Genomic DNA, 20,423 nt, shown 5'->3' on the forward strand with positions numbered 1-20,423 from the left:
TAGAGGATGTACCGAAATAACAGTTTAAATTAACAAAAGCAACAGTTTAGATTAATTTATAACAACAGTTTTATTTAACAAAGTACACTAGGTTCTTCAGCATTCTCTTAATGTCATAGAACCTTATCATGGCGAAGATCTGGAGGGCGATATCGGTAATAAACAGGAACCCCGCAATCAGCGAGGCTATGATTAAGGGAGTTTTCTCGGATTCGGGAATACTGCCGTGAACGTTAATATTGGTTACCGCTAAAAACATCAGGACAGAAGTTAGTGGCACAAGAGCAATTATGAGGAGCAGAAGAGCTATTATCATGGCGCGGGCTCCCCGTCCCTTGGCTGACCAGTCCTGGTATTCCGCCCCCTGGCTGTCCAGGATGCTTACGACCTCCCCAGCCAGCGGCAGGGATTTAAAGACGATTACGATATGCACTACCGCGGCAGCTGTCCAGCAAAACGGCAGCAGGATCCCGCCCAGAGCGAGAACAAATAAGGAAATCACCATACGGGACATGGATTCCATTCTCTGGTTCAGGGCGCGGAGTCTCTGAGGATCGTTAACGGGGCGTCTTCCGGGGCGATTTCCGGAATTGCCGGAATTTCCCGGGCGTCTGTTCCGGTAAGGATCTCCGGCTGGGGAGCCTCCGGAATTTCCTGAATTGCCCGGGCGTCTGTTCCCATAAGGATCTCTGCCGGGATTGCCGTAATTGCCGGGATTTCCGCCGGAAGCCGGAGCTCCGCAGATGCTGCAGAAGCGATCGCCGGGCATCAGACTGTTGCCGCATAAGGAGCAGAAGTTCCGGCGCGGGGGCGGCTGCCTGCGGTATGAGTCTTCGGGCTCTTCTGAAAAGTCATGCGGGGTCTGCCTGGGATCAGGGGAAGATCCGAACCGGGAGTCCGGAGCTGTTTCGGCGTCATCAGAAGAAAACTCCGGGCGCTGTTCCCGGGGATCCCGGCCCGGGGGCGGCTCTCTCCGGTTCCGGGGATTCCGGTAATCTGCTCTGCTGTCAGGAGTTATGCGGTCTTCTTCGGAACCGGTGTCCCGGTTTTGATCTCGGAATGTCCGGGAGAGGTAAATGCCGCAGCGGGGACATGTTCTCGCATTATCAGGAACCTCATTGCCGCAAAAGGAGCACTTCATCAGCTGTACCTCCTTGATTATTATCTTCTTTTCGGCTTTTTAACAGTCTTGCCATCAAAGTAAGGGACGGGATCGGCCATGTTTTTAAGCTTCCTTTTAATGTCGCGGAAAATTCTCGCGGCATGGATCTGCAGGACGATGTCTGTGATTAAAAGGAGAACATCAATCACTCCGACGATGCAGAGGGCGACTTTCCCGGATTCCGTAAGGGGAGCGCCTCCCCTGTTTCCCACCGCAATGCCCATTGTTAAAAAGAACATTGCCACAAAAACGCCGATGAAAATCAGCAGGGTTCTTATTATGACGCGGGCTTTTCGTCCTTTAGCTGACAAGTCCCAGTATTCCGTCCCCTGACTGTCCAAAAAGCTGACGACATCCGGAATCAGCGGCACGGATTCTAAGAGGACTGCGGCGTGTACCATTCCGGCAATTATCACCAAACAAAAGCCTAACCCGCTCAGGGGGCGCAATAATTCGGCATACTCCATTCCGGCAATTATCGCCACGGCAATTATCACCAGAAAAATGGCTATCCCGCCCAGGCCGAGACACAATTCGGCAAGCACCAGAGAGGACATTAAATCCATTCTCCGGTTCAGGGCTCTGAGTTCCTGAGGTTCGTTAACGGGAGGATTTATGTCATTGCGGGGATATCCCGGATTTTCGTCAGGTACCTTGGTTCCGCAGATGTTGCAGAAGCGATCGCCGGGCATCAGGCTGCTGCCGCATGAGGAGCAGATGTCCCGGCGCGGCTGATTTTTCCGGGATGAAGCCTCGGGCTTCTTCGGAAGGTCATGCGGGGGCTGCCAGGGGGCAGGGGAAGGTTTGAACCCGGAGTCCGGCATCGGTTCAGCGTCGGGGCCGGAGATGCCTGAGGCTTCCTCCGGAGCTTTCTGGGCAGCGTCAGCGGGAGAAATCTCCGAACGCTGTTCCCGGGGATTCAGGTAATCCTGGCTGCCGCCGGGGCTTACGCTGCCTTCAGGGCTTATGCGGTCGTCACCGGAGCTTATGTCCCTGCTTGGTTCCCGAAATGTCCGGGAGATATAAATGCCGCAATGGGGACATATTCTTGCTTCATCAGAAACATCCTTGCCGCAAAAGGTGCACTTCATCATACCTCCCCCTTAATCCTAATGCTGTCTTATCTCCTTCCCCTGGTTATATTATCATCGGAGATCCGGGGGTAAAACCCGGCTTAGGGTGATTTTGCGAAGATCAGCGCGGAAAACCGGCTGAAAAGCGACACTATGAGACAGCGCGGATTTTCAGAGGGGCAAACCCCGGGGCCTTTGGGAAATGCCGGATCCGGAGAATGACAGGCTCAGGCCAAAAATTCCCGTCCGGTAACAAATGCCGGCGGCAATATCGGGTAGAATAGGGCAGCCTCTCCGGAACAAGGAGAGCATCGCAAAACCGATTTTTTTTTCATGGAAGATAAAAATGAATTACATGAAATCAGCGCCTCATGCGGCCTCTCTGGCGCTTCTGTTCTCCGCTGCGCTGCTTCCCGCCGTGTGCGCCGCAGAAGAGGCTGCCGCCTCTCAGGAGCCCGAGGAACGGGACGTGTTCGGCATTATCAAGACTGCCGTCAATAATAATGACCGGGATCTTTTTCTCACTGCCCTGAGCTATCCCCTGTCCCTGTGCATTAATAACGAGCTCAAGGTTTATCAGAATGCGGAAGCTCTTAAGGGCTTTACTCTGGCTGAAATTATCGGAAGCCAGGAGCTTCTGGCTAACCTTAAGACCAATCTGGACGGCATGAGATCCGGTGAAGCCTTTGAGGTGGCCTACGACAATTATCAGGTTAAGGGCGCGGGGGCCTATGTTTCCGATAAGGAGATGGTCACCATAAACTTTACCGATAACCGGGGGATCCATGAGATGAACGGCGGGGGCTGCGGCGGAGTCAGGGTGCCAAAGCTGAATTTCTGCGGCGATGCCGAACAGGATGCTCTCATCAATATGCTGGCTCTCCGGAGCTTCTGGATGTTTAACCGGGGCGTTTATGAAAACTTCCGGGATCACGGCTATTCCCGGCTGGAAATGACGCCGGGAGAGATTCGCGCCGGCGGCAGGTACGATTTCATATTTGAAGGCCAGAAGCTCAATCTTGTCCGGGATCCCTCCTCCTTCAACAGCGCTCCGGTATTTCATGACGGCAGCAGGGAATATCTGATTCTGGCCCCGAAAGAATTCGGCGCTGAGTACTGCAAGTATCCGGGACAATGCCGGCCGGTGCCGTATATTCATGTGTTTTCCAAAAAGAAGGGCGCCGAGAGGTGCGATCCCGGTGAAATCGTGCTGGCGGAAAAGCATACTCTGAACTTTTGCCCCTTCGACAAGACGTTTAATGCCGAGATTCGCCTGTTTACCGAGGGCTTCGGCTTTGATCAGCCGGATCTCTTTAAAAACTCCTACGGGAATCAGGCCGGAGATATCTCTCTTTCCTTTGAGGAACGGACGGTGAAGACCGTTCCGGAGGGATCTCAGGAGGGTTATGACGAGACTGTTACCTTTGCCATGCTCTCTCTGAATGGGGAGAAGCTGGAAACCCGGTACTCCCTGCATCACAATCTGGTATTCCAGTCCGGGGACACTGAGATTCTGGCCGTTCCCGCCGGCGATTACGAGAAGGCCAATCCCGATACCTATAATCTGGGCTGCGCCGGAGAGGATGTGTGCGTCCGCCCTTTGGAAAAGATGCTGCTTTTTGTGAGAAAGGGCAATGGCAACTGTCACCGGCTTTCTCTGGATCGGAAGTGATAATGCAGAAGGATTTAGCGCATGAAATTTTGTAATTTTACTACTCTGAAAACATTTCTTCCGGCCGCCGGGTTTCTTCTGGGGCTTCTTTCCCTGAACGCCGCTGCCTCTGCCGCTGACGGAGCTGACCAGGATGCCGTTCCGGAGCTTTTTAAGACCATTACGGCAGATTACAGGGCCCGGATTCCCGAGGGGCAGGCCCCGCTCCTTTATGCTTCCTTCTGTCCGCGGGATCCCGAGGTTCAGGCCGCCATTGACTACTACGTCATCCATAATAACCGGAAGCGCATCTACATGGATAACATCCAGGAGGCTCTGAAGTCTCAGGTGCGGCATGCCGACTATGTCAGCAATAATCCGGATATGAGCGTGCGGTCCTTTCCGCTGGTAACCTGGCTTTACAATTCCATTATCTGGGCCGGGGAGCCCATGAAGTTCTACTATCTGGTGGGCGGTTCCTGGGCCGCGGCTCCGATATTTAACATCACCCCGGATCGGGAGGCGGCTCCCACGGGCAGGCTGGTGATGACCTTTGCCATGGGGGACAGCTACAATCTTCTGGATACGGGAACTCCGGATTATCAGAGTCCCGGGGGCTGCAAGGAGGATAATTTCTGCATGGCCCGCATGGGGGATTTCAATCCCTACCGGAAGATCATGATGATTACCAGAGAGGAGGGCTCCTGCTGGGCTTATGTGTATCATTCCTCCCGGGCGGATGCGGAATATACCGTGGCCAATGACATCGGCCGGAATGAAATAAACTTTTTCGCGCCCCACGGGAATTTTGTGTTCAATATCCTCCATAAGGACTGGGCCAGCCGGGACGGCAAGGTTTCCGCCTCCATCACTCATGATTTGAGCACCCTGACCATTGATGGCGTTAAGTACAAGATGATCCCGGGAGGCGGCCCTTGGAACAAGAGCGTCTGGTACCTGAAGGGAAAGGGGCCCGATCATGAGAAGTGGTTCTATATGTACCCGGCCGGGAATCCGGATCGGGTGTATGACCAGAGCACGCAGCTCACGGCTCATGCTGCCGGGAAGCTGGTGTTTGTGATCTTTAACGAATCCACTCTTGATAACGGCTTTTCCGGATCCCAGCGTTATATCCTCTATCCCCGGGTTAACCCCCAAAACAAGAACGGCGCTCAAAATAAGACCGGCCCCAAAAATAAAAAGAAGTAGCGGTGCTGCTCTTTCCGGAAGTTCCTGAAAACGGCGCTGTCCTCTCTCAGCGGGGACAGCGCTTTTTAAACAGATCGGGGGAATGCCGGAGATCCGGATTGACTTTAGTTCCGGCTCTTCAAAAAAGCCGGATTTTTGGATCATGCGGGCGTTTTTGGAGACTGCAAATCATTATTTAAAATAATGAGCGGAATACGCCGATTTTTTGGGCCGGATCAGAGAATGATTTCCGGAACCCGGTTAAAATCAGCAGAATGCAGGGAATTTTTTCGTGTTTTTTTGCGTGTTCTCTGTGTATACCGTTGATTATTATTAATATTAAGTGTTAAGGAGCAGATTAATGATTACCAAGGCTATCATACCAGTGGCAGGGTTAGGGACGAGAATGCTGCCGGCAACGAAATCCATCCCCAAGGAGATGCTGCCGATTGTTGATAAGCCGCTTATCCAGTACATTGTCAATGAAGCCGCGCTGGCGGGGATAAAGGAAATTATCCTGGTTACCCATTCCTCCAAGAATGCCATTGAAAACCATTTTGACCGCAGCTTTGAACTGGAATCGGAGCTGGAAAAACGCGTTAAAAGACAGCAGCTTAAGGAAATCAAGTCCATCTGTCCTCCTGACATTTCCATTATGCATGTGAGACAGGGGGAGACCAAGGGCCTGGCTCATGCCATTTCCAAAGCCAAGCCTCTGGTAAGAGGAGAGCCCTTTGCCATTATTCTCCCCGATGTGATGATCAATCAGTTCAAGTGCGATATGAGAACGGACAATCTTAAGGAGATGATTGATCGTTTTAATGAGACCGGACGGAGCCAGATCATGGTGCAGCCGGTGCAGCTCAGCAATATCAGCGCCTACGGAGTTATCGATACCGGCAAGGCTTTCCGGGACAAGTGCTTTGAAGGCTGTATTTTTAACGAGAAGGCCTATCTGGAATCTCAGGAAAAGAGCATTCCCATTGTAAATCTGGTGGAAAAGCCCGATGCGGATGACGCTCCCAGCAATTTGGCCATCGTGGGCAGATATGTGGTTTCGGACAAGATCTGGGATTATCTGGAAAACACGCCTCTGGGTGTGGGGGACGAGATCCAGTTTACGGATACCCTGCGTCTTATGTGCCGGGATTACCCCATGGATGCCGTGCTGATCAAGGGAGACAGCTTCGACTGCGGATCCAAGCTGGGCTATATGAAGGCCTTTGTGGAGTATGCTTTGAACAGCCGGAGATTCGGAGCTGATATCGCCGAGTTTATCAGGGAATCCGGCCTGAAATAAGGGGCATGAAGGATTTCCATCCCCTGCGGCGCTGCCGGAAGGCAATGCCCTGAAAAAGAGAGCCCGGATAATCCGGGCTTTATTGTTGCTTTTCGTTTTTTTTAACTCTGAAGCTCCGAAAAGCTCCGGCGCTCCCTTTAGTTGGAGCCCCCTTTTTTGTTTACTGTTTACGAGGAGAGCTTTTCCAGCGCCCTGACGATCCAGTCATAGCAGGTCTTAACTGAGCTTATTTCCACCCTTTCCTCCGTGGTATGGGCCCCGAATACGTTCGGCCCCACGGACACGATGTCCAGATCCGGCCGGAGATTCCTGAGAAGGCCGCATTCCAGTCCGGCATGGATCACCGTGATCCGGGGCTCCTCTCCGGTGATTTCGCGGTAGGACGCAGTCATGATCCGGCACAGGGGACTCTCATAAACCGGCTCCCACTGGGAGTAGCGTTCCTCAAAGGTGATAACGGCGCCGGCATCGGCTGCGGTCTTTTTAAGCCGGGACGCCAGCATTTCCTTTCCGGCCTCCGTGGCGAAGCGGCCCAGAATGAAGGCCTCCGCCTTGCCGCCGTCTAAGGAAATGCGGCCCAGATTGCAGGAGGTCAGAGGCTGTCCGTCGGGAGTTCTTTCCAGAATTCCGGTATTAAGTCCCCGGAGATTGATGATGTTGGCTGTATCCTGAGCGGAAACCATAATGTTTCTGTTGGGCGCCCGATCAATCGTAATGGAGATATCGGGATCGGTATTCCGGTACTTTTCGGTAATTCTGGCGGAAATATCCTCCAGAGAATCCAGAGCTTTGTTTATCAGAGCCTCCGGCAGGGCGATTTCCGCCCGGCCGCTGCCGGGAATGGCATTTCTGACCGTGCCGGAGTTCAGGGAGCTCAGATTCACCTTGATATCCTCGTTGGCCAGCGAGCAGATCAGGGTGAGCAGGGCAGTGGCGGCATTCAGGCTGCCCCGATCCGCCTCCATGCCGCTGTGGCCGCCCCGGCCGTCAGCCACGGTAATGGCAATGGTGCCGAAATCCCGGGGCACCTCGGAGATCTCCGGGGTGTATGCAATGTTCAGAGCCAGTCCGCCGGCGCAGCCGATGCAGATCTCTCCGATATCCTCGGAGTCAATGTTGATGCCCAGACTGCCGGGGATATCATCAGGAGTCAGGGCCAGGGCTCCCTGCATGCTGGTTTCCTCGGAGACGGTGAATACCGCAGCCAGAGGCGGATGCCGAAGCTCGGGGGCGGTCAGAACTGCCAGAGCCAGCGCCATGCCGATGCCGTCGTCCGCTCCCAGAGTGGTGCCCTCTGCGGTAACGAAGCCGTCCTCGGTAATGACTGCGGATATGGGATCCCGGGAAAAATCGAAGCTAAGCCCCTCCTCCTTCACTCCCACCATGTCCATGTGAGCCTGAAAGAACACCCGGGGACGATCCTGAAGCCCCGGAGTGGCGTCAGCGGTCAGAATAATATTTCCGTCCGGGGTGCGGGAGCTTCCGAGACCATGTTCCCGGGCTATTTCCAGCAGAAGATCTCCGATGCCGGCTTCATTTCCGGACACCCGGGGCACCTTTGCGATGCGGCTGAAGAAATGCCAGACGGAGCGGGGCTCGAGTTTTGAGATAGCGTTTTCCATGACCATGCGTTCCGAAACTGTTTCCTGAGCAGGAAAGCCGAGAAAAAATCAAAAGCAAGTATAGTCACTTAGAGCATCCCTGACAAATAAGGTTCTATTTTTTCAGAAAGCAGCCGGGGAGGAAATGCGGAAAACCGGATCTGCTTCATAAATCCGGCGGGGCAGGACTTTGCCATAGCTTCAGACTTTCAGGAAAGCAAAAGGGAACGCCGGAGCGTTCCCTTTCTGATGTGATCCGAAATGTCTTGCTTATTATGCCGGCCTGAAGCCGTCAAGTCCTTAACTGGCCCCCAGATGCAGCAGAGCGGAGTGAGCGTAGAACAGTCTGAGCACCCTTTCGTCATTGGGGTCTACCAGAAAAAGATTATGAACCCGGTTTCTGGTGCAGCAGCACGGAGATCTGTAAATCACGGGAGCCTTGCGGCTGACATCCTTTTCCGCAACTGGGAGAACAATCTTTCTTTCGCTCTGGCTTTCTTTGTTTTCAGCGCTCATTTTGCGTTCCTCCTCGGGCAAATTGCGTTTTCCGGTTCCTGTAAGTACTTAGCGGAAATAATGCCGGAATCTTTAACAAAAATCTTATATCCGTTCTCCGGGGGAGACTCCCGCATTATACACCCTGAGCGGGTTCCCGCCACACCTGATTCCCTCCGGCGTAATTGTTCTGTTTCCGGAAGGCGGAGCGTTATCGCTCCCGGGGCAAAATCATGGTATTCCTTACGCCTTGCGGTATAATGGAGGTTCAGGAACCGGTTTTCGGCTTTCCTTTTATTTTACAGGCATTTTTTCAGCTTCCGGCACCTTGCGGCATCCATCTAAAGGAGGACGGAAGCCCGAAGCGCTCCCATGGGCAGATCAAGGGGAAATCAATGACTTCTGAAGTTTTGGAAAAGGATCAGAATCTGAGCGAGGTTCTTTTTAAGCCGACGAGAAAAACCAAGGAAACCTCTTTTGTGGCAAACTCCGCCCCCGAGGATCCGTCCGTAACTGAAAACTACTGGTACAGGCACTGCCATCTCCCGTACGCCGGCTGGCTGGGCCTCAATCTTATCGAGGTGAAATCCGCTCTTTCCCGCATTGCGGCCTCTCCGAACCGGAGAACCCGTCCCCATGCGCTGGACACGGTTTACGAATATGGCCCCGGCAACTGGGTCTATGAGTTTTCCATGCTGGGAGTGCGCTACAGCGAGATGGGCGAAAAGGCGGCTCAGGCGGAAAACCGCGAAGAGGCCTTCAAAAACTTTCGGCTCGCGGAGCTCTATTTTCTGGCGGCCTCCTATCCCTACATGGTGAATGACGATCTGGCGCAGCAGTCTCTTTGTCAGCATTATCGCTATTATCGCCGGGCGGCCCAGTTTGCCAACGGGGATTTCGAGGAGATCCGGTTCAAGGTCAAGGAAGCCGAGGCCATTGCATTTATTCATACCCCGGACAAAAATGCCGTATGTCCGTACGTGATGATATTCAGCAACTACCAGAATCTGTGCACGGAATATCTCAGATATTACAACGATTATCTCCGGCCGCTGGGCATTGCCATGGTGGCTCTGGATCTTCCGGGGGTGGGGCTTTCCGGCAAGGTGAAGTTCAGTCCCCATCTGGGCAAGGTGCACGAGGCGGCTCTGGATTATATTCTGAATCATGTGCTTTATCTGGATCATCACAATATGGGCATTCTGGCCCAGCGCATGGGGTGCATTGCCGCCCTTCAGCTGATGATCTCCATGGGTTCCCATGTCCGGGCGGCCTGCATGGTTTCTCCTCTGGTGGACGAATTTCTCATGAGCAAGGCTCTCGCCAAGGCGCCTCCGATGATGCGGGATGTGATAGCGAACCGCATGAACGGCGATTCCTCCCTGTGGGATAATTTGATTCCCCTTCTGCAGGCCTATTCGGTGAAAAAGCAGGGCATTCTGTCCGGCTTCAGCACGGATATCCAAATGCAGGTAATGGGGGCCAAGGCCGACTTCTTCTGCTCCAAGGCCGATATGAAGCTTACCGCCGGCGTGAGCCGCAAGAGCGAGATCGTTGAGGTTACCGGAGACAGCGGCACTGATATTTTTGAAAAGATCATGCATAATTCGGTGGCATTCTTCAAAAAGAACCTTCTGTGAGCGCTGAACGGGATGCGGTGAAAATGGCAAACAAATCAAAAACAGTGGTGATTAAGCTGGGTACCTCCATGCTTACATCGGGTACCAGATATCTGGATTCATCCCGCATGATTGAGCTCGTGCGGGCGGTTAAGGCGCTCCGGGATGCCGGACACCAGGTGCTGGTGGTGAGCTCCGGCGCCATTGCCGCCGGCCGGGAGGCTCTGGGGTTCCCGGATGTCCCCCGCACGGTGGCGCACAAGCAGATGCTGGCCAGCGTGGGGCAGACCAGTCTCATGATGCGCTGGCAGCAGCTTTTCGCCATCTATCGCATCAGCGTGGGACAGGTGCTTTTGACCCAGGCGGATCTGGAGGAGCGGGAGCGCTTCCTGAATGCCCGGGATGCCCTGGAGGCTATCGTGGGGCAGCATATTGTGCCCATTGTCAATGAGAACGATGCGGTGGCCACCCGGGAGATTAAATTCGGGGATAATGACAATCTTTCCGCCCGGGTGGCGGTGCTGGCGGATGCCGATATGCTCATTCTGCTGACGGATCAGCAGGGCCTGTTCACCGCGGATCCCCGTTCCTGCCCTGATGCTAAGCTCATCCGGGAGGTGCGGGAGATCACTCCGGAGATCCACGCTCTGGCGGGAGACAGCAAAAGCGGTCTCGGCACCGGCGGCATGAGCACCAAGATCCAGGCGGCGGAAATCGCAACAAGGAGCGGCATCGAGGTGATTATCGCTTCCGGAGACAACCCGGCTCTGATCCCGGATCTCGTTGCCGGAAAGGGCGACTGCACCAGATTCTGTCCGGAAACCACCCCCCTGGAGGCCCGCAAGGCCTGGATTCTGGCAGGACAGAAGCCGGATGGCATTATTACGGTGGATGCGGGAGCCGAGAACGCGCTCCGGAACCGGGGCGCCAGTCTTTTGCCCAGCGGCATTACCGCCGTAAGCGGAGAGTTTATGCGCGGGGCGGACGTGATTATCGCCGCCGGGGACGGCCGGGAGATTGCCCGGGGGCTTTCCCGCTATGACTCCAGAGCTCTTGACCGGATCAAGAGGCATGGCTCTGATGAAATTGAAGGTATTTTGGGTTATGAAAACGGGTCTGTCGCAGTGCATCGCGACGACATGGTGCTCATGTAAGAGGATTAAATATGATTTCTATTGAGGAAATGGGCCGCCGCGCCAAGGCAGCCTCGCAGGTGATGAGCGGCTTTCTCCCCCGGGATCGCAGCCGGGCTCTTCTGGCTGTTAAAGATGCCTTGTGGCATAAGGCTCCGGAAATTCTTACCGCCAATGAACAGGATCTGGAGGATGCCCGGAAAAACGGCATCGGCGAAGCTTTGCTGGATCGGCTGACCCTTAATGTGAAGCGCATTGACGGCATTATCGAAGATATCGGCCATGTGGCCGCTCTCCCGGATCCCACCGGGGAGGAGTTTGACTCCCGGGTTCTGCCCAACGGTCTCAGACTCCGGAAAAGGAGAGTGCCTCTGGGGGTTCTGGGGGTTATTTACGAAGCCCGTCCCAATGTCACCTCGGACATTGCCTCTCTGGCCATCAAGACCGGAAACGCCTGCATTCTCCGGGGCGGCAAGGAGACTCTGAGAAGCAATCTCCTGATCTCCGAGACCATCAGACAGGGACTCCGGGATGCGGGTTTTCCGGAGGATGCGGTGCAGCTTATTTCCGAGCCCGATCGCGAATATGTGCATCAGCTTCTGAAGCTGGACAAATACGTGGACATGATCATTCCCCGGGGCGGTCAGAAGCTGCAGGATCTTTGCCGCCGGGAAAGCACAGTCCCGGTGATCATCGGCGGTTTCGGCGTTGGGCATATTTTTGTGGATGCCTCCGCCGATCAGGAAAGGTCGCTGCCCCTTATCGGAAATGCCAAGCTGCAGAAGCCCAGCGCCTGCAACGCCGTGGACACCGTGCTGGTGCACCGGGACATTGCCGGAGAGTTTATTTCGAAGCTGGGGCGTTATCTCGCTGACCGGGACGTCAAAATGGTGGCTCATGGCGCGGCTTATGACCTTCTCAGTGCCGTTGCTCCGGAGAAGACCCGAGAGGGCGAGGACGGGGATTTCGACACGGAATGGCTTTCTCTCACGGTTAATATTGCCATTACCGACAGCCTTGACGCTGCAGTGGCTCATCTCCGGGCTCACGGCGCCGTGCATTCTGATGCCATTCTTACCAATGACTACCGGAATGCTCTGGCCTTCATGAATGCCGTGGATTCCGCCTGCGTCTATGTGAATGCTTCTACCAGGTTTTCAGACGGGGGACAGTTCGGCCTGGGAGCCGAGGTGGCCATTTCCACCCAGAAGTTGCATGCCCGGGGACCCATGGGACTTCTGGAGCTTACCACCTATAAGTGGATCTGCGAAGGGGACTACGCGATCCGGGAGTGATGCTCCTGTGTTTTGAGATAACCGGAATTTGAGTAACCTGAAGAATAAGATGCGGCGGGAAGGTAGGCCGCATCCTTTTTTTTCAGAATCTGATGAAAGCTCATGCGGGCATCGGAAGTTGCGGTATTACCAGTCAAATCATCTTAATCATCCCATCCGCCGTATTTGTCAAAAAAAGGTTTTCAGAGTAGAATAACCCCGCTTTTTAACTGATCCGGAAGTGAAAATGCCCATTTCCCCAGAACTGCATTTTTCAGCCGGATGACCGTTTCCAGACGGCAGCTATTCTGTTTAACCACGCTGAACCCTGTTTACCTATGAAAATCATTGATCGTATTACCGGCAATCCCTTCAGAATGCTGGGAGGCTGCAGCAACTCCGGCGCCAGAGAATTAAGCTCCAATGCCGGTAAATTCAAAGCCTTTTCTTCTGTTAAAAAGACGGTTTCCTTCCCCGCTGATTTTGAAAGGCTGTTAGGCCCGGTTTCCCGGACTGTTCAGGAAATGGAAAAGGCCTCTCTCAGCATCTCCACACCCGAAAAGAAGCTTGCCGCCGGCATGTTCTGGTTTTTTCAGAACGAGCTTTTTACCGGCACCGTGGCCGGACTTCTGGCCGAGGGCAATGCCGTGGAGGCTGCTCTGGTGCTTAAGGCGGCCATCAAAAGGGACAAGAGCGTCATCGACATGCAGAATCTCATGATTCTCAGCGCAATCCGGGGAGAGTATGAGGACGCCATTGAAACCGCTCAGACGCTGTACGGCCCCCGCTGCACGGAATTTCAGAAGCTCATGACTGAAATTCTGACCGTTAAGAAGCAGTATTACGTTACCGAGTTCATCGACGCCCTTCATGAGCAGGGTATTAGTCTTAAAGACCATATCCGGAAGCCCGATCTCCTGAAATGGCAGCCCTGGCTTAAATACGAGGCCGAACTGGAGCAGAAGACCGCGGCCGCTGTTTCCGTGCCGTCTCAGGCCAAGACCCCGGAGCTGTCTGAGGCTGCCACCGCCTTTGAGAAACTGACAGCGGATCTTTATTTTGTCAGAACCTCTGATGAGGCCTTTAAGCGCAAGAATCTGAAGGATTTCCTGCGTCAGAAGATGACGCTGAGGATCAGCTCCGTTTCAGAGGATGACGCCCGGAAAGCCGCTCTCCTTCTGGAAAACTTTAAGAAGGAGATGCGCGGCCGGAAAACTGAGCTTTCCGAACAGATAACCGCCAAATCCTGCATGCCTCTTTTTCTGTGCGCCGAAGAAATGAGAATGGCGGTGTGCGATGTTTTTATCGACATGTTTCTGGACTCTTTAATGTCTATGAGAGAGTGTTACGAGGATTATCCTGGAGATGAAATAGCAGAGCCGGATCCGGCAAAGCTCAGAAAATTGCTGGACAGTAATGACTATATTTTCAGAAATAAAAGCCTGATTTCCTTTTGGCATGATGCTGCAGGCTTTATATCAAAAAACGCCAAGGCGGCTAATCTCGGGAAAGAGCTCTCCGGGCAGTTAAGGGAGATCCTGGATGTTTTTGCCAGGGCGGCATCTTTTATAAAGGAAGCAGAGAACTTCAGATCCGGGGGTAATAAGGATCCCGGGGACTGTTTTTCCATGATTGGCGAAATCACCGAAGGCACAATGAGCAATTTCACGTCTTTGCTGGCTGATGCCAGCGAAGCTCTGCAAATGCACATAGTGGCTTTGGCTCTGAAACTGACCATGAGCAAGCATAAACCTATGGGAAAGGCTTCCGGCTCTCCTTTTGACGATGATGATTCCTTTGACTTCGACTTTGATGATGACAACGAAGACGATGAAGATGATGACGATGATTACGGCTATGCTCCGGAGAAGAAGAAACCCCGGAAGAAAAAGGCCATGAACGGTAGAAATAATCAGAAGAAAAAGAAGAAAAAGAAAAGATAATCAAGAAGACAATAAAAATGACGGATGCGACTATTGCTGACATTTTATTGCAGTACTGGCAGGGAGCTCTTTTTCTGCTGTTTTTCATATGGCTGCTGATCATTACCCTGGTGGTGTTCCGGGGAAATGCGCTGTCCCGGAAGGATCACTGCCTCCTCAAGGAGGAGCTGGGCAAAAACAGCCAGTCCCTGCAGGACAGCATGGCGGCCCTGAATCAGAGCTGCCAGGACGAGCTCCGGGGGCTTATGAAGTACGGTGACGGCCTTGAGGAACGTCTGGCCGCTCTGGAGGATCGGGATCTTGAGAGCGCGGCGGAATATTCGGGACTGCTTTCGGAGGTCTCCGCCATGGTGCAGCGAGGGGACAGCTCCTCAAGACATGCGTTTTATCTCCGGGTGGCGGAGGAAATCGTCAAGATCCAGAACAATCTTAATCACATGGGGCCCGAGGTGCGGGGCCATAAGCAGCTTCTTAAATGCAACGAGAGGCTCCGGGATGCCATGCTGGCCGATGGCTACGAGTTTGTGGATCTTCTGGATAAGCCTTATGCGGAAGGGATGAAGGTTTCCGCTACCTTTATGCAGGACGATAATCTCCCGCCGGGGACTCAGGTGATCCGCAAGGTGGTTTCTCCCCAGGTCAATTACAACGGCCAGCTCCTGCAGATGGCCACGGTGGTGGTGGCGCAGAATGCCGCGGATCCGGAGGAATCATAGGAGCCCCTGTTTAACGCAGTTTTCTTTACGCAGACTTTAATGCTGCTTTCAGCCCAAATGCTGTTTTCAGCTATGTTTTTTTACAAAATGGCCGGCAGTTTGAGCGGCCGGGGATTTAACGCTGTTTTCCGGAAGGGGCAGCGCTTTTTTTAACGGGAATTCATATGCCAAAAATCAAGTACGGTATCGATCTGGGAACTACCAATTCCTCTATCGCCACCATTTCAGACAACAATCCGAAGATTTTTATAACAGACACCAAGGAAAGCGTCATGCCGTCCTGCGTGTCCTTCTCCAGAAACAAAACCGTAAGAGTCGGGGTGCAGGCTCTTAATGACTACCAGTCTGAGAAGAAAACCGCTGTCATGTCCTGGAAGTCCGGGAAGAGCAATGCCTTTGTGGAATTCAAGCGGGGCATGGGCAGCGACACCGCCTATGAGAGCTCCTATATGAAGCGTTCCTTTTCTGCCGAGGAGCTTTCCGCGGAGGTGCTCAAAAAGCTTAAAACCTTTGTTCCCGAAAACATTTCCGATATCGTCATCACCGTGCCGGCCAAGTTTACCGTAAATCAGAAAGCAGCTACTGTCAAGGCAGCGGAACTGGCCGGCTTTAAGCACTGCGAGCTTTTGCAGGAGCCTTTGGCCGCCTCCTTTGCCTACGGCCTGTCTGCTGACGTTAAGGACGGCGTCTGGATGGTGTTTGACTTCGGCGGCGGCACCTTCGATACGGCTCTGGTGCATGCCAGCGAGGGCATTCTGCAGATTTTTGACACCGAGGGCGACAGCTACCTGGGGGGCAAGGATCTGGACTATGCCGTGGTGGAAAAGGTGATAATCCCGCACCTTCAAGAAAATTACGACCTCGGTGATATTCTCCGGGACGGGGCCAAAAAGAGCATTCTTAAGGACTCTCTCAAGATCTATGCCGAAAAGATCAGAAAGGAGCTTTCCGCAAAGGACAGCTGCGAGCTTCTCACGGATCTCGGCGATATCGGCTGCGATGATTCCGGCGAGGATATGGTTATTGACGGCGTCTTTACCCGTGAGCAGGTTTTTGCGGCCATGGATGATCTCTATCAGAAAGCAGTGGACATGTGCAAAAACCTTTTGGAAAGAAACAAGATCAAAAAGGAGCTCCTCACCAAAATCATTCTGGTGGGCGGCCCTACCTTCTGCCCTCTGGTGCGGGACAAGCTCCGGGAACAGATCAGCCCCAATCTGGACTGCTCAGTGGATCCCATGACCGCAGTGGCTGCCGGCGCCGCTCTTTATGCCCAGAATATCGAGGCGACCGCAGAGATTTCGGAGCAGGATCTCAAAGATGCCATTAAGCTGGAAATCACCTATGAGAGCATGAGCGTTGACGAATCCGAATGGGTAGCCGTAAAGCCGGTTTCCGCGGTGCCCGAGGGCTTTGAGATTGAACTCACCCGGGGGGACGGCGCCTGGTCATCCGGCAAAATTTCCGTGGATGCCGAGGGCAATGTGGCGGAGATCTTCATGGTGAAGGATCGCGCCAATACCTATACCGTTACCGGCTTTGACAGGAACGGCGGCCGGGTGCGGGTGTATCCGGACTCCATTACTGTAATTAACGGCACCAAGGTGGCCAGTGCCGTGCTGCCCTTCAATATCTGCTACAGCTATCTGAATCCGTACGAGTTTGCCGGCGGGAGCGGCATAAATAATCTTATCGCGCCGTTTTCCGGGCTGGAGAAAAACAACCCGCTGCCGGCGGCGGGCAGAAATGATGATCGCAAGGCGCCCCGGTACATTATCGCAAATACCGATGATAACCTGACCATTCCTATTTATCAGGCTGACTTTACCATCAGAAACGAATCTCAGGCTCTGTGCTACGAGCATGTGACGGATATTGTGGTCAGCGGCAGGGAAATCGAAAAGGACATCAATATGGGGGATCCCGTGCACCTTACGCTGAAGGTGGACACCTCGGAAATGATGGAACTGGAGGCCTATTTTCCGGTACAGGATATCACTGTCAAAAAGAAGGTTGAGATAAACTCCCGCCTTACCGATGAAGACGCTACCAGAGAAATAGCCAAGGTGACTGTCCGGATCAGCGAACTTCTTGGAGAGATGAATGATGCGGGGATAAATACCAAAGCCATTGAGCGCAAACTCGCAGAGTGCAACAGGGACGTAGTAAGATTCCAGCAGGGGGACAAATCACTGGAGTTCCGGGCCATTTTGCAGAATGTCCGGCAGGTGCTGATTCTGGCGGATAACTACTATCTCAAGCATGAAAGGGAGCTTTTGAAGTTTTTCTTTGCGGATATTAAGACCAAAAGGGTTGATCCTGATGAAGAAGAGGTGTGGCAGGAAGAATATCTTACCCGCATTCCGGGAGACGATGAGATGGATACCAAGGATATTCAGGAGCTCCGGGCGCTGAGAGGAGACCTGGTTTCGGCGTATAACAAAAAAGCCGCCAGAGTTCGTAATGCCCAAGTGCTGCAGTTCTGGTATGAGAGCGGCTTCTATCGCAGTTTCAGCACCGGAAAGCAGATGGCTCCTCTGCTGAAACAGCTGAAAGACATCGGTTTTGACAATTTTGATGATCCCATGTACTTGAAAGTGGTAACAGCTATTGAAATGCTGATCCCCAGAGAAAGCATGTTTAATCATCAGGGCTTCCTGAAGTAAGAGTCTTTCATAGCCGCTTCGCTAACCAGCGGGCAAAGCGAACCCGACAATGGCCCCGTTCTCCGGAACGGGGCTTAGTTTTCAGGAGCGGGGAAACCGGCTCCCGCCCCGCCTTTTTCTCTGCTGCGGCGCTTTACTTCGGCGCTTTACTTCGGCACGATCTCGATCTTCACATCAAAGGTGCGGGTGCCGTTATCCGTGAAGATCAGCCGTTTTCCGATGCCCCGGGGCGCATCTCCTTCATGATGGGACACGAACAGGATCTGGGTTTCCCCGTTCTGCATCAGAAATTCCGCGAAACGCCGCACGAGCTCCCGGCCGAGTCCGTCCAGCCCCTGCAGGGGTTCGTCCAGAATCAGGAGAGGAGGCTGCTTCACCAGCGCTCTCACAATGAGGAGGAGCCGTTGCTGCCCGAAGGAGAGGGAACGGAAGCTGGCGTTTTCATAAGCGGAGAGTCCCAGGAGGCTGAGCCATTGCCGGGCCAGGGAAATCTTTTCATCCCCGGGCTGTTCATAAAGTCCGACGGAATCAAAGTAGCCGGAAAGAATCACATTAATCACCGGGGAGCTTATCCGGTAGTCCAGATGAAAGGCGGGACTGACGTAGCCGATATGCTTCTTGATGTCCCAGATGCTTTCGCCGGATCCTCTCTTGATTCCAAATAAAGTGATATCGTTGCAGTAGCTCTGGGGATTGTCTCCGGTTACCAGGGAGAGCAGGGTGGATTTTCCGCAGCCGTTGGGGCCGGAGATCTCCCAGTGCTCATAGGGATTAACCGTCCAGCTGAGCTTGTTCAATATTACATGATCTCCGTAGGCCACGGTAACGTCCTTCATGACAATGAGAGGCTGGGAGCGATCCAGAGGGATCTGGCAGTCCAGAGGCACCCGGGGAAGAGCGCAGATCTTAGGGAGCTTTTCATAATGGGTGAGCTGTTTTACCGAGCTGTCCTCCAGGATTTCGTCCCGGTACCCGAAGCGGGCGAGATCCCGGCTCATGACAAGTCCCAGATACTCGCTCCTTGGGGATATTTCCTCAAAGCGGTTGGTATTCACGATAACGGAGGCTCCGGCGTCATAGATGCGGGTCAGAAGATCCTGAAGCTCCTTCCGGGCCGCGGGATCCAGACCGTCAAAGGGGGAATCCAGGAGGATGATGTCCGGTTTTTTCAGGAGAGCTTCAATAATCAGGGTCTTTCGGCCCTCTCCGGAGGAGAGCTTATGGTAGGAGCGATCCAGAGCGTAGGAGAAGTTCAGAATGTCGCAGAGCCGGCTGATTTCCTGGGTGTCATCAGAGATGGCGGCAAACATTTCCCGGGGCGTAAAGCCGGTTTCAGCCCGGGGATCATCGCTGTTTCTTCTTTCAAAGTCCTCCTCCATCAGCTTTATCTGCTTTTCGAAGGAGATGGAGCTTATTTTGAGGCCGGAGGGAGCATTGCCGAAGAGCAGTTTAAGCTCTCCCTCCAGAGCTCGGGCCAGCAGCGTTTTGCCGCTGCCGTTGGCCCCCACGAAGGTTACATAGAAATGATCGGGCAGGGTGAGCTTTTTAATGGTAAAAAACACCTGCCGGTCAGAGGTGTTATAGGTACATTCTTTCCACTGATACATCGGTAAATCCCCGTTTTGACTGATCAGGGATATTATAGTTCATCGGGCGGAGAAGAGATCCATAAAGGCGAAGCCGTCATCACCCGCGGGAACGCTGCGGGCGCTTTTTGATATGCTGCCGTTATTGCTGTCCTTGCTGTCCTCGGATTCGTCTCTGCCGTCTTCTGTCCTGCCGTTCTGTTCTCCCGCGGTTTTCTCTTCCGCGGTTCCCGGCTCGTTTTTTTCTTCCCCGGCCTCCGGATCCGCAATGTCATCCGCCGGCAGCGGGGGCTGGCTGTCCTCCAGCATCTGAGCCTCCTTGGGATCGATGTTCTTGTCGCCGATGTGAATGGCATCCCCCAGGAACCGGGGCTTGCTGTTCCAGACATGGAGATCCAGCACGCACCTTATGCGGGCAAAGAACTCCCTGATGTCCGTGGTGAAGATATTGTCAGTGCTGCTCTCAGCATTGAAGCCCACGGCATTGATGCCGTGCTGGCGGGCAATGTAGATGGCCCTTTCATTCTGAAAATCCTGACTGATGACGGTAATGTTTTTCTGCCGGAAGATCCGCTGAATTCTGACCACGCTGTCCAGAGTTCTGAAGCCGGCATAGTCCAGATAGATGCGATCCCGGGGCACCCCCTTGGCAATCAGCGCCTTCCGCATCTGCCGGGGCTCATTGTAGTTCCGGTGGGAATTGTCTCCGGATACCACGATGTAGCTGATTTTGCCGGCATGATAGAGGTCGCTGGCGGCATTGATGCGGGCCGTCCAGAAGCCGTTGATGCCGCCGTGCACCAGATACTTGGAGGTACCCAGCACGAGGCCGGTGCGGTTGTAGGGGATGGCGTCTATTTCGTGGAGATCGTAGGTGTAGGCGGACATGCAGGAGATCTGCACCACCATGGTCAGCAGAAGAACGCAGAGAAAAAGCGCGATAACGGCGAAGCAGTAGAGCACGATGTGCAGAAATCCGGAAAATTCATTCTTAAAAACTGACATCGTGCCACCAG

General features: G+C 53.7%; 15 protein-coding genes. 9 read left to right on the plus strand and 6 right to left on the minus strand.

Annotated elements, in window-relative coordinates:
* Positions 1–70: 70 nt before the first annotated feature.
* Positions 71–1,141 carry a zinc-ribbon domain-containing protein gene (locus ACJROR_RS04675; RefSeq protein WP_406546083.1) on the minus strand — a complete coding sequence of 357 codons (1,071 nt, stop codon included), beginning with the start codon at positions 1,139–1,141 and terminating at the stop codon, positions 71–73.
* Between the two features lie 20 nt (positions 1,142–1,161).
* Complete coding sequence (locus ACJROR_RS04680) at positions 1,162–2,256, minus strand: zinc-ribbon domain-containing protein (RefSeq protein ID WP_406546084.1); 1,095 nt, start codon at positions 2,254–2,256, stop codon at positions 1,162–1,164.
* A 325-nt stretch (positions 2,257–2,581) separates the two neighbouring features.
* Between ACJROR_RS04680 and ACJROR_RS04685 the strand changes: the two genes are divergently transcribed.
* From ACJROR_RS04685 to galU, 3 genes are all read left to right on the plus strand, one after another.
* The gene (locus tag ACJROR_RS04685) at positions 2,582–3,907 is read left to right on the plus strand and encodes a hypothetical protein (RefSeq protein ID WP_406546085.1); all 1,326 of its coding nucleotides are present in this window, start codon (positions 2,582–2,584) and stop codon (positions 3,905–3,907) included.
* A 21-nt stretch (positions 3,908–3,928) separates the two neighbouring features.
* The gene (locus ACJROR_RS04690) at positions 3,929–5,095 is read left to right on the plus strand and encodes a hypothetical protein (protein ID WP_406546086.1); all 1,167 of its coding nucleotides are present in this window, start codon (positions 3,929–3,931) and stop codon (positions 5,093–5,095) included.
* Between the two features lie 322 nt (positions 5,096–5,417).
* Positions 5,418–6,374: a UTP--glucose-1-phosphate uridylyltransferase GalU gene (gene galU / locus ACJROR_RS04695; RefSeq protein WP_406041460.1), complete on the plus strand. Its 957-nt coding sequence runs from the start codon at positions 5,418–5,420 to the stop codon at positions 6,372–6,374.
* Positions 6,375–6,541: 167 nt separating this feature from the next.
* On the opposite strand, the gene pepD is transcribed toward galU, so the two are convergent.
* Positions 6,542–7,996, minus strand: coding sequence for a beta-Ala-His dipeptidase (gene pepD, locus ACJROR_RS04700; protein WP_406546087.1), 1,455 nt, complete (start codon positions 7,994–7,996; stop codon positions 6,542–6,544).
* A 279-nt stretch (positions 7,997–8,275) separates the two neighbouring features.
* Positions 8,276–8,491, minus strand: coding sequence for a hypothetical protein (locus ACJROR_RS04705; protein WP_406546088.1), 216 nt, complete (start codon positions 8,489–8,491; stop codon positions 8,276–8,278).
* A 374-nt stretch (positions 8,492–8,865) separates the two neighbouring features.
* Between ACJROR_RS04705 and ACJROR_RS04710 the strand changes: the two genes are divergently transcribed.
* From ACJROR_RS04710 to ACJROR_RS04735, 6 genes are all read left to right on the plus strand, one after another.
* Positions 8,866–10,110, plus strand: a complete 1,245-nt coding sequence (locus ACJROR_RS04710) for an alpha/beta hydrolase (protein ID WP_406546089.1) — start codon at positions 8,866–8,868, stop codon at positions 10,108–10,110.
* A gap of 23 nt (positions 10,111–10,133) precedes the next feature.
* Positions 10,134–11,243 carry a glutamate 5-kinase gene (gene proB, locus ACJROR_RS04715; protein ID WP_406546090.1) on the plus strand — a complete coding sequence of 370 codons (1,110 nt, stop codon included), beginning with the start codon at positions 10,134–10,136 and terminating at the stop codon, positions 11,241–11,243.
* A 14-nt stretch (positions 11,244–11,257) separates the two neighbouring features.
* Entirely contained in the window at positions 11,258–12,517 is a 1,260-nt protein-coding gene (locus ACJROR_RS04720; RefSeq protein ID WP_406546114.1) for a glutamate-5-semialdehyde dehydrogenase, read from the plus strand.
* Positions 12,518–12,834: 317 nt separating this feature from the next.
* Positions 12,835–14,439 (plus strand): hypothetical protein, encoded by a 1,605-nt coding sequence (locus ACJROR_RS04725; protein ID WP_406546091.1) that lies wholly within the window; start codon positions 12,835–12,837, stop codon positions 14,437–14,439.
* Between the two features lie 17 nt (positions 14,440–14,456).
* Complete coding sequence (locus tag ACJROR_RS04730; protein ID WP_406546092.1) at positions 14,457–15,155, plus strand: hypothetical protein; 699 nt, start codon at positions 14,457–14,459, stop codon at positions 15,153–15,155.
* A gap of 164 nt (positions 15,156–15,319) precedes the next feature.
* Positions 15,320–17,821 (plus strand): Hsp70 family protein, encoded by a 2,502-nt coding sequence (locus ACJROR_RS04735; RefSeq protein ID WP_406546093.1) that lies wholly within the window; start codon positions 15,320–15,322, stop codon positions 17,819–17,821.
* A 146-nt stretch (positions 17,822–17,967) separates the two neighbouring features.
* Here ACJROR_RS04735 and modF read toward each other — a convergent pair whose 3' ends face one another.
* Both modF and ACJROR_RS04745 read right to left on the minus strand, forming a co-directional pair.
* Positions 17,968–19,428, minus strand: coding sequence for a molybdate ABC transporter ATP-binding protein ModF (modF, locus tag ACJROR_RS04740; RefSeq protein ID WP_406546094.1), 1,461 nt, complete (start codon positions 19,426–19,428; stop codon positions 17,968–17,970).
* 39 nt (positions 19,429–19,467) lie between these two features.
* Positions 19,468–20,412, minus strand: coding sequence for a vancomycin high temperature exclusion protein (locus tag ACJROR_RS04745; RefSeq protein ID WP_406546095.1), 945 nt, complete (start codon positions 20,410–20,412; stop codon positions 19,468–19,470).
* Positions 20,413–20,423: the final 11 nt, after the last annotated feature.

Origin of the sequence: Succinimonas sp., from assembly GCF_045225735.1 — a bacterium.
Classification (GTDB): domain Bacteria; phylum Pseudomonadota; class Gammaproteobacteria; order Enterobacterales; family Succinivibrionaceae; genus Succinimonas.

Excerpts from the sequence above, each read along its gene's own strand:
- ACJROR_RS04745 (WP_406546095.1), bottom strand. The coding sequence starts at position 20,412 with ATGTCAGTTTTTAAGAATGAATTTTCCGGATTTCTGCACATCGTGCTC.
- ACJROR_RS04680 (WP_406546084.1), bottom strand. The coding sequence starts at position 2,256 with ATGATGAAGTGCACCTTTTGCGGCAAGGATGTTTCTGATGAAGCAAGA.
- ACJROR_RS04690 (WP_406546086.1), top strand. The coding sequence starts at position 3,929 with ATGAAATTTTGTAATTTTACTACTCTGAAAACATTTCTTCCGGCCGCC.
- ACJROR_RS04725 (WP_406546091.1), top strand. The coding sequence starts at position 12,835 with ATGAAAATCATTGATCGTATTACCGGCAATCCCTTCAGAATGCTGGGA.
- ACJROR_RS04710 (WP_406546089.1), top strand. The coding sequence starts at position 8,866 with ATGACTTCTGAAGTTTTGGAAAAGGATCAGAATCTGAGCGAGGTTCTT.
- ACJROR_RS04735 (WP_406546093.1), top strand. The coding sequence starts at position 15,320 with ATGCCAAAAATCAAGTACGGTATCGATCTGGGAACTACCAATTCCTCT.
- ACJROR_RS04685 (WP_406546085.1), top strand. The coding sequence starts at position 2,582 with ATGAATTACATGAAATCAGCGCCTCATGCGGCCTCTCTGGCGCTTCTG.
- proB (WP_406546090.1), top strand. The coding sequence starts at position 10,134 with ATGGCAAACAAATCAAAAACAGTGGTGATTAAGCTGGGTACCTCCATG.
- ACJROR_RS04675 (WP_406546083.1), bottom strand. The coding sequence starts at position 1,141 with ATGAAGTGCTCCTTTTGCGGCAATGAGGTTCCTGATAATGCGAGAACA.
- modF (WP_406546094.1), bottom strand. The coding sequence starts at position 19,428 with ATGTATCAGTGGAAAGAATGTACCTATAACACCTCTGACCGGCAGGTG.
- ACJROR_RS04705 (WP_406546088.1), bottom strand. The coding sequence starts at position 8,491 with ATGAGCGCTGAAAACAAAGAAAGCCAGAGCGAAAGAAAGATTGTTCTC.
- ACJROR_RS04730 (WP_406546092.1), top strand. The coding sequence starts at position 14,457 with ATGACGGATGCGACTATTGCTGACATTTTATTGCAGTACTGGCAGGGA.
- pepD (WP_406546087.1), bottom strand. The coding sequence starts at position 7,996 with ATGGAAAACGCTATCTCAAAACTCGAGCCCCGCTCCGTCTGGCATTTC.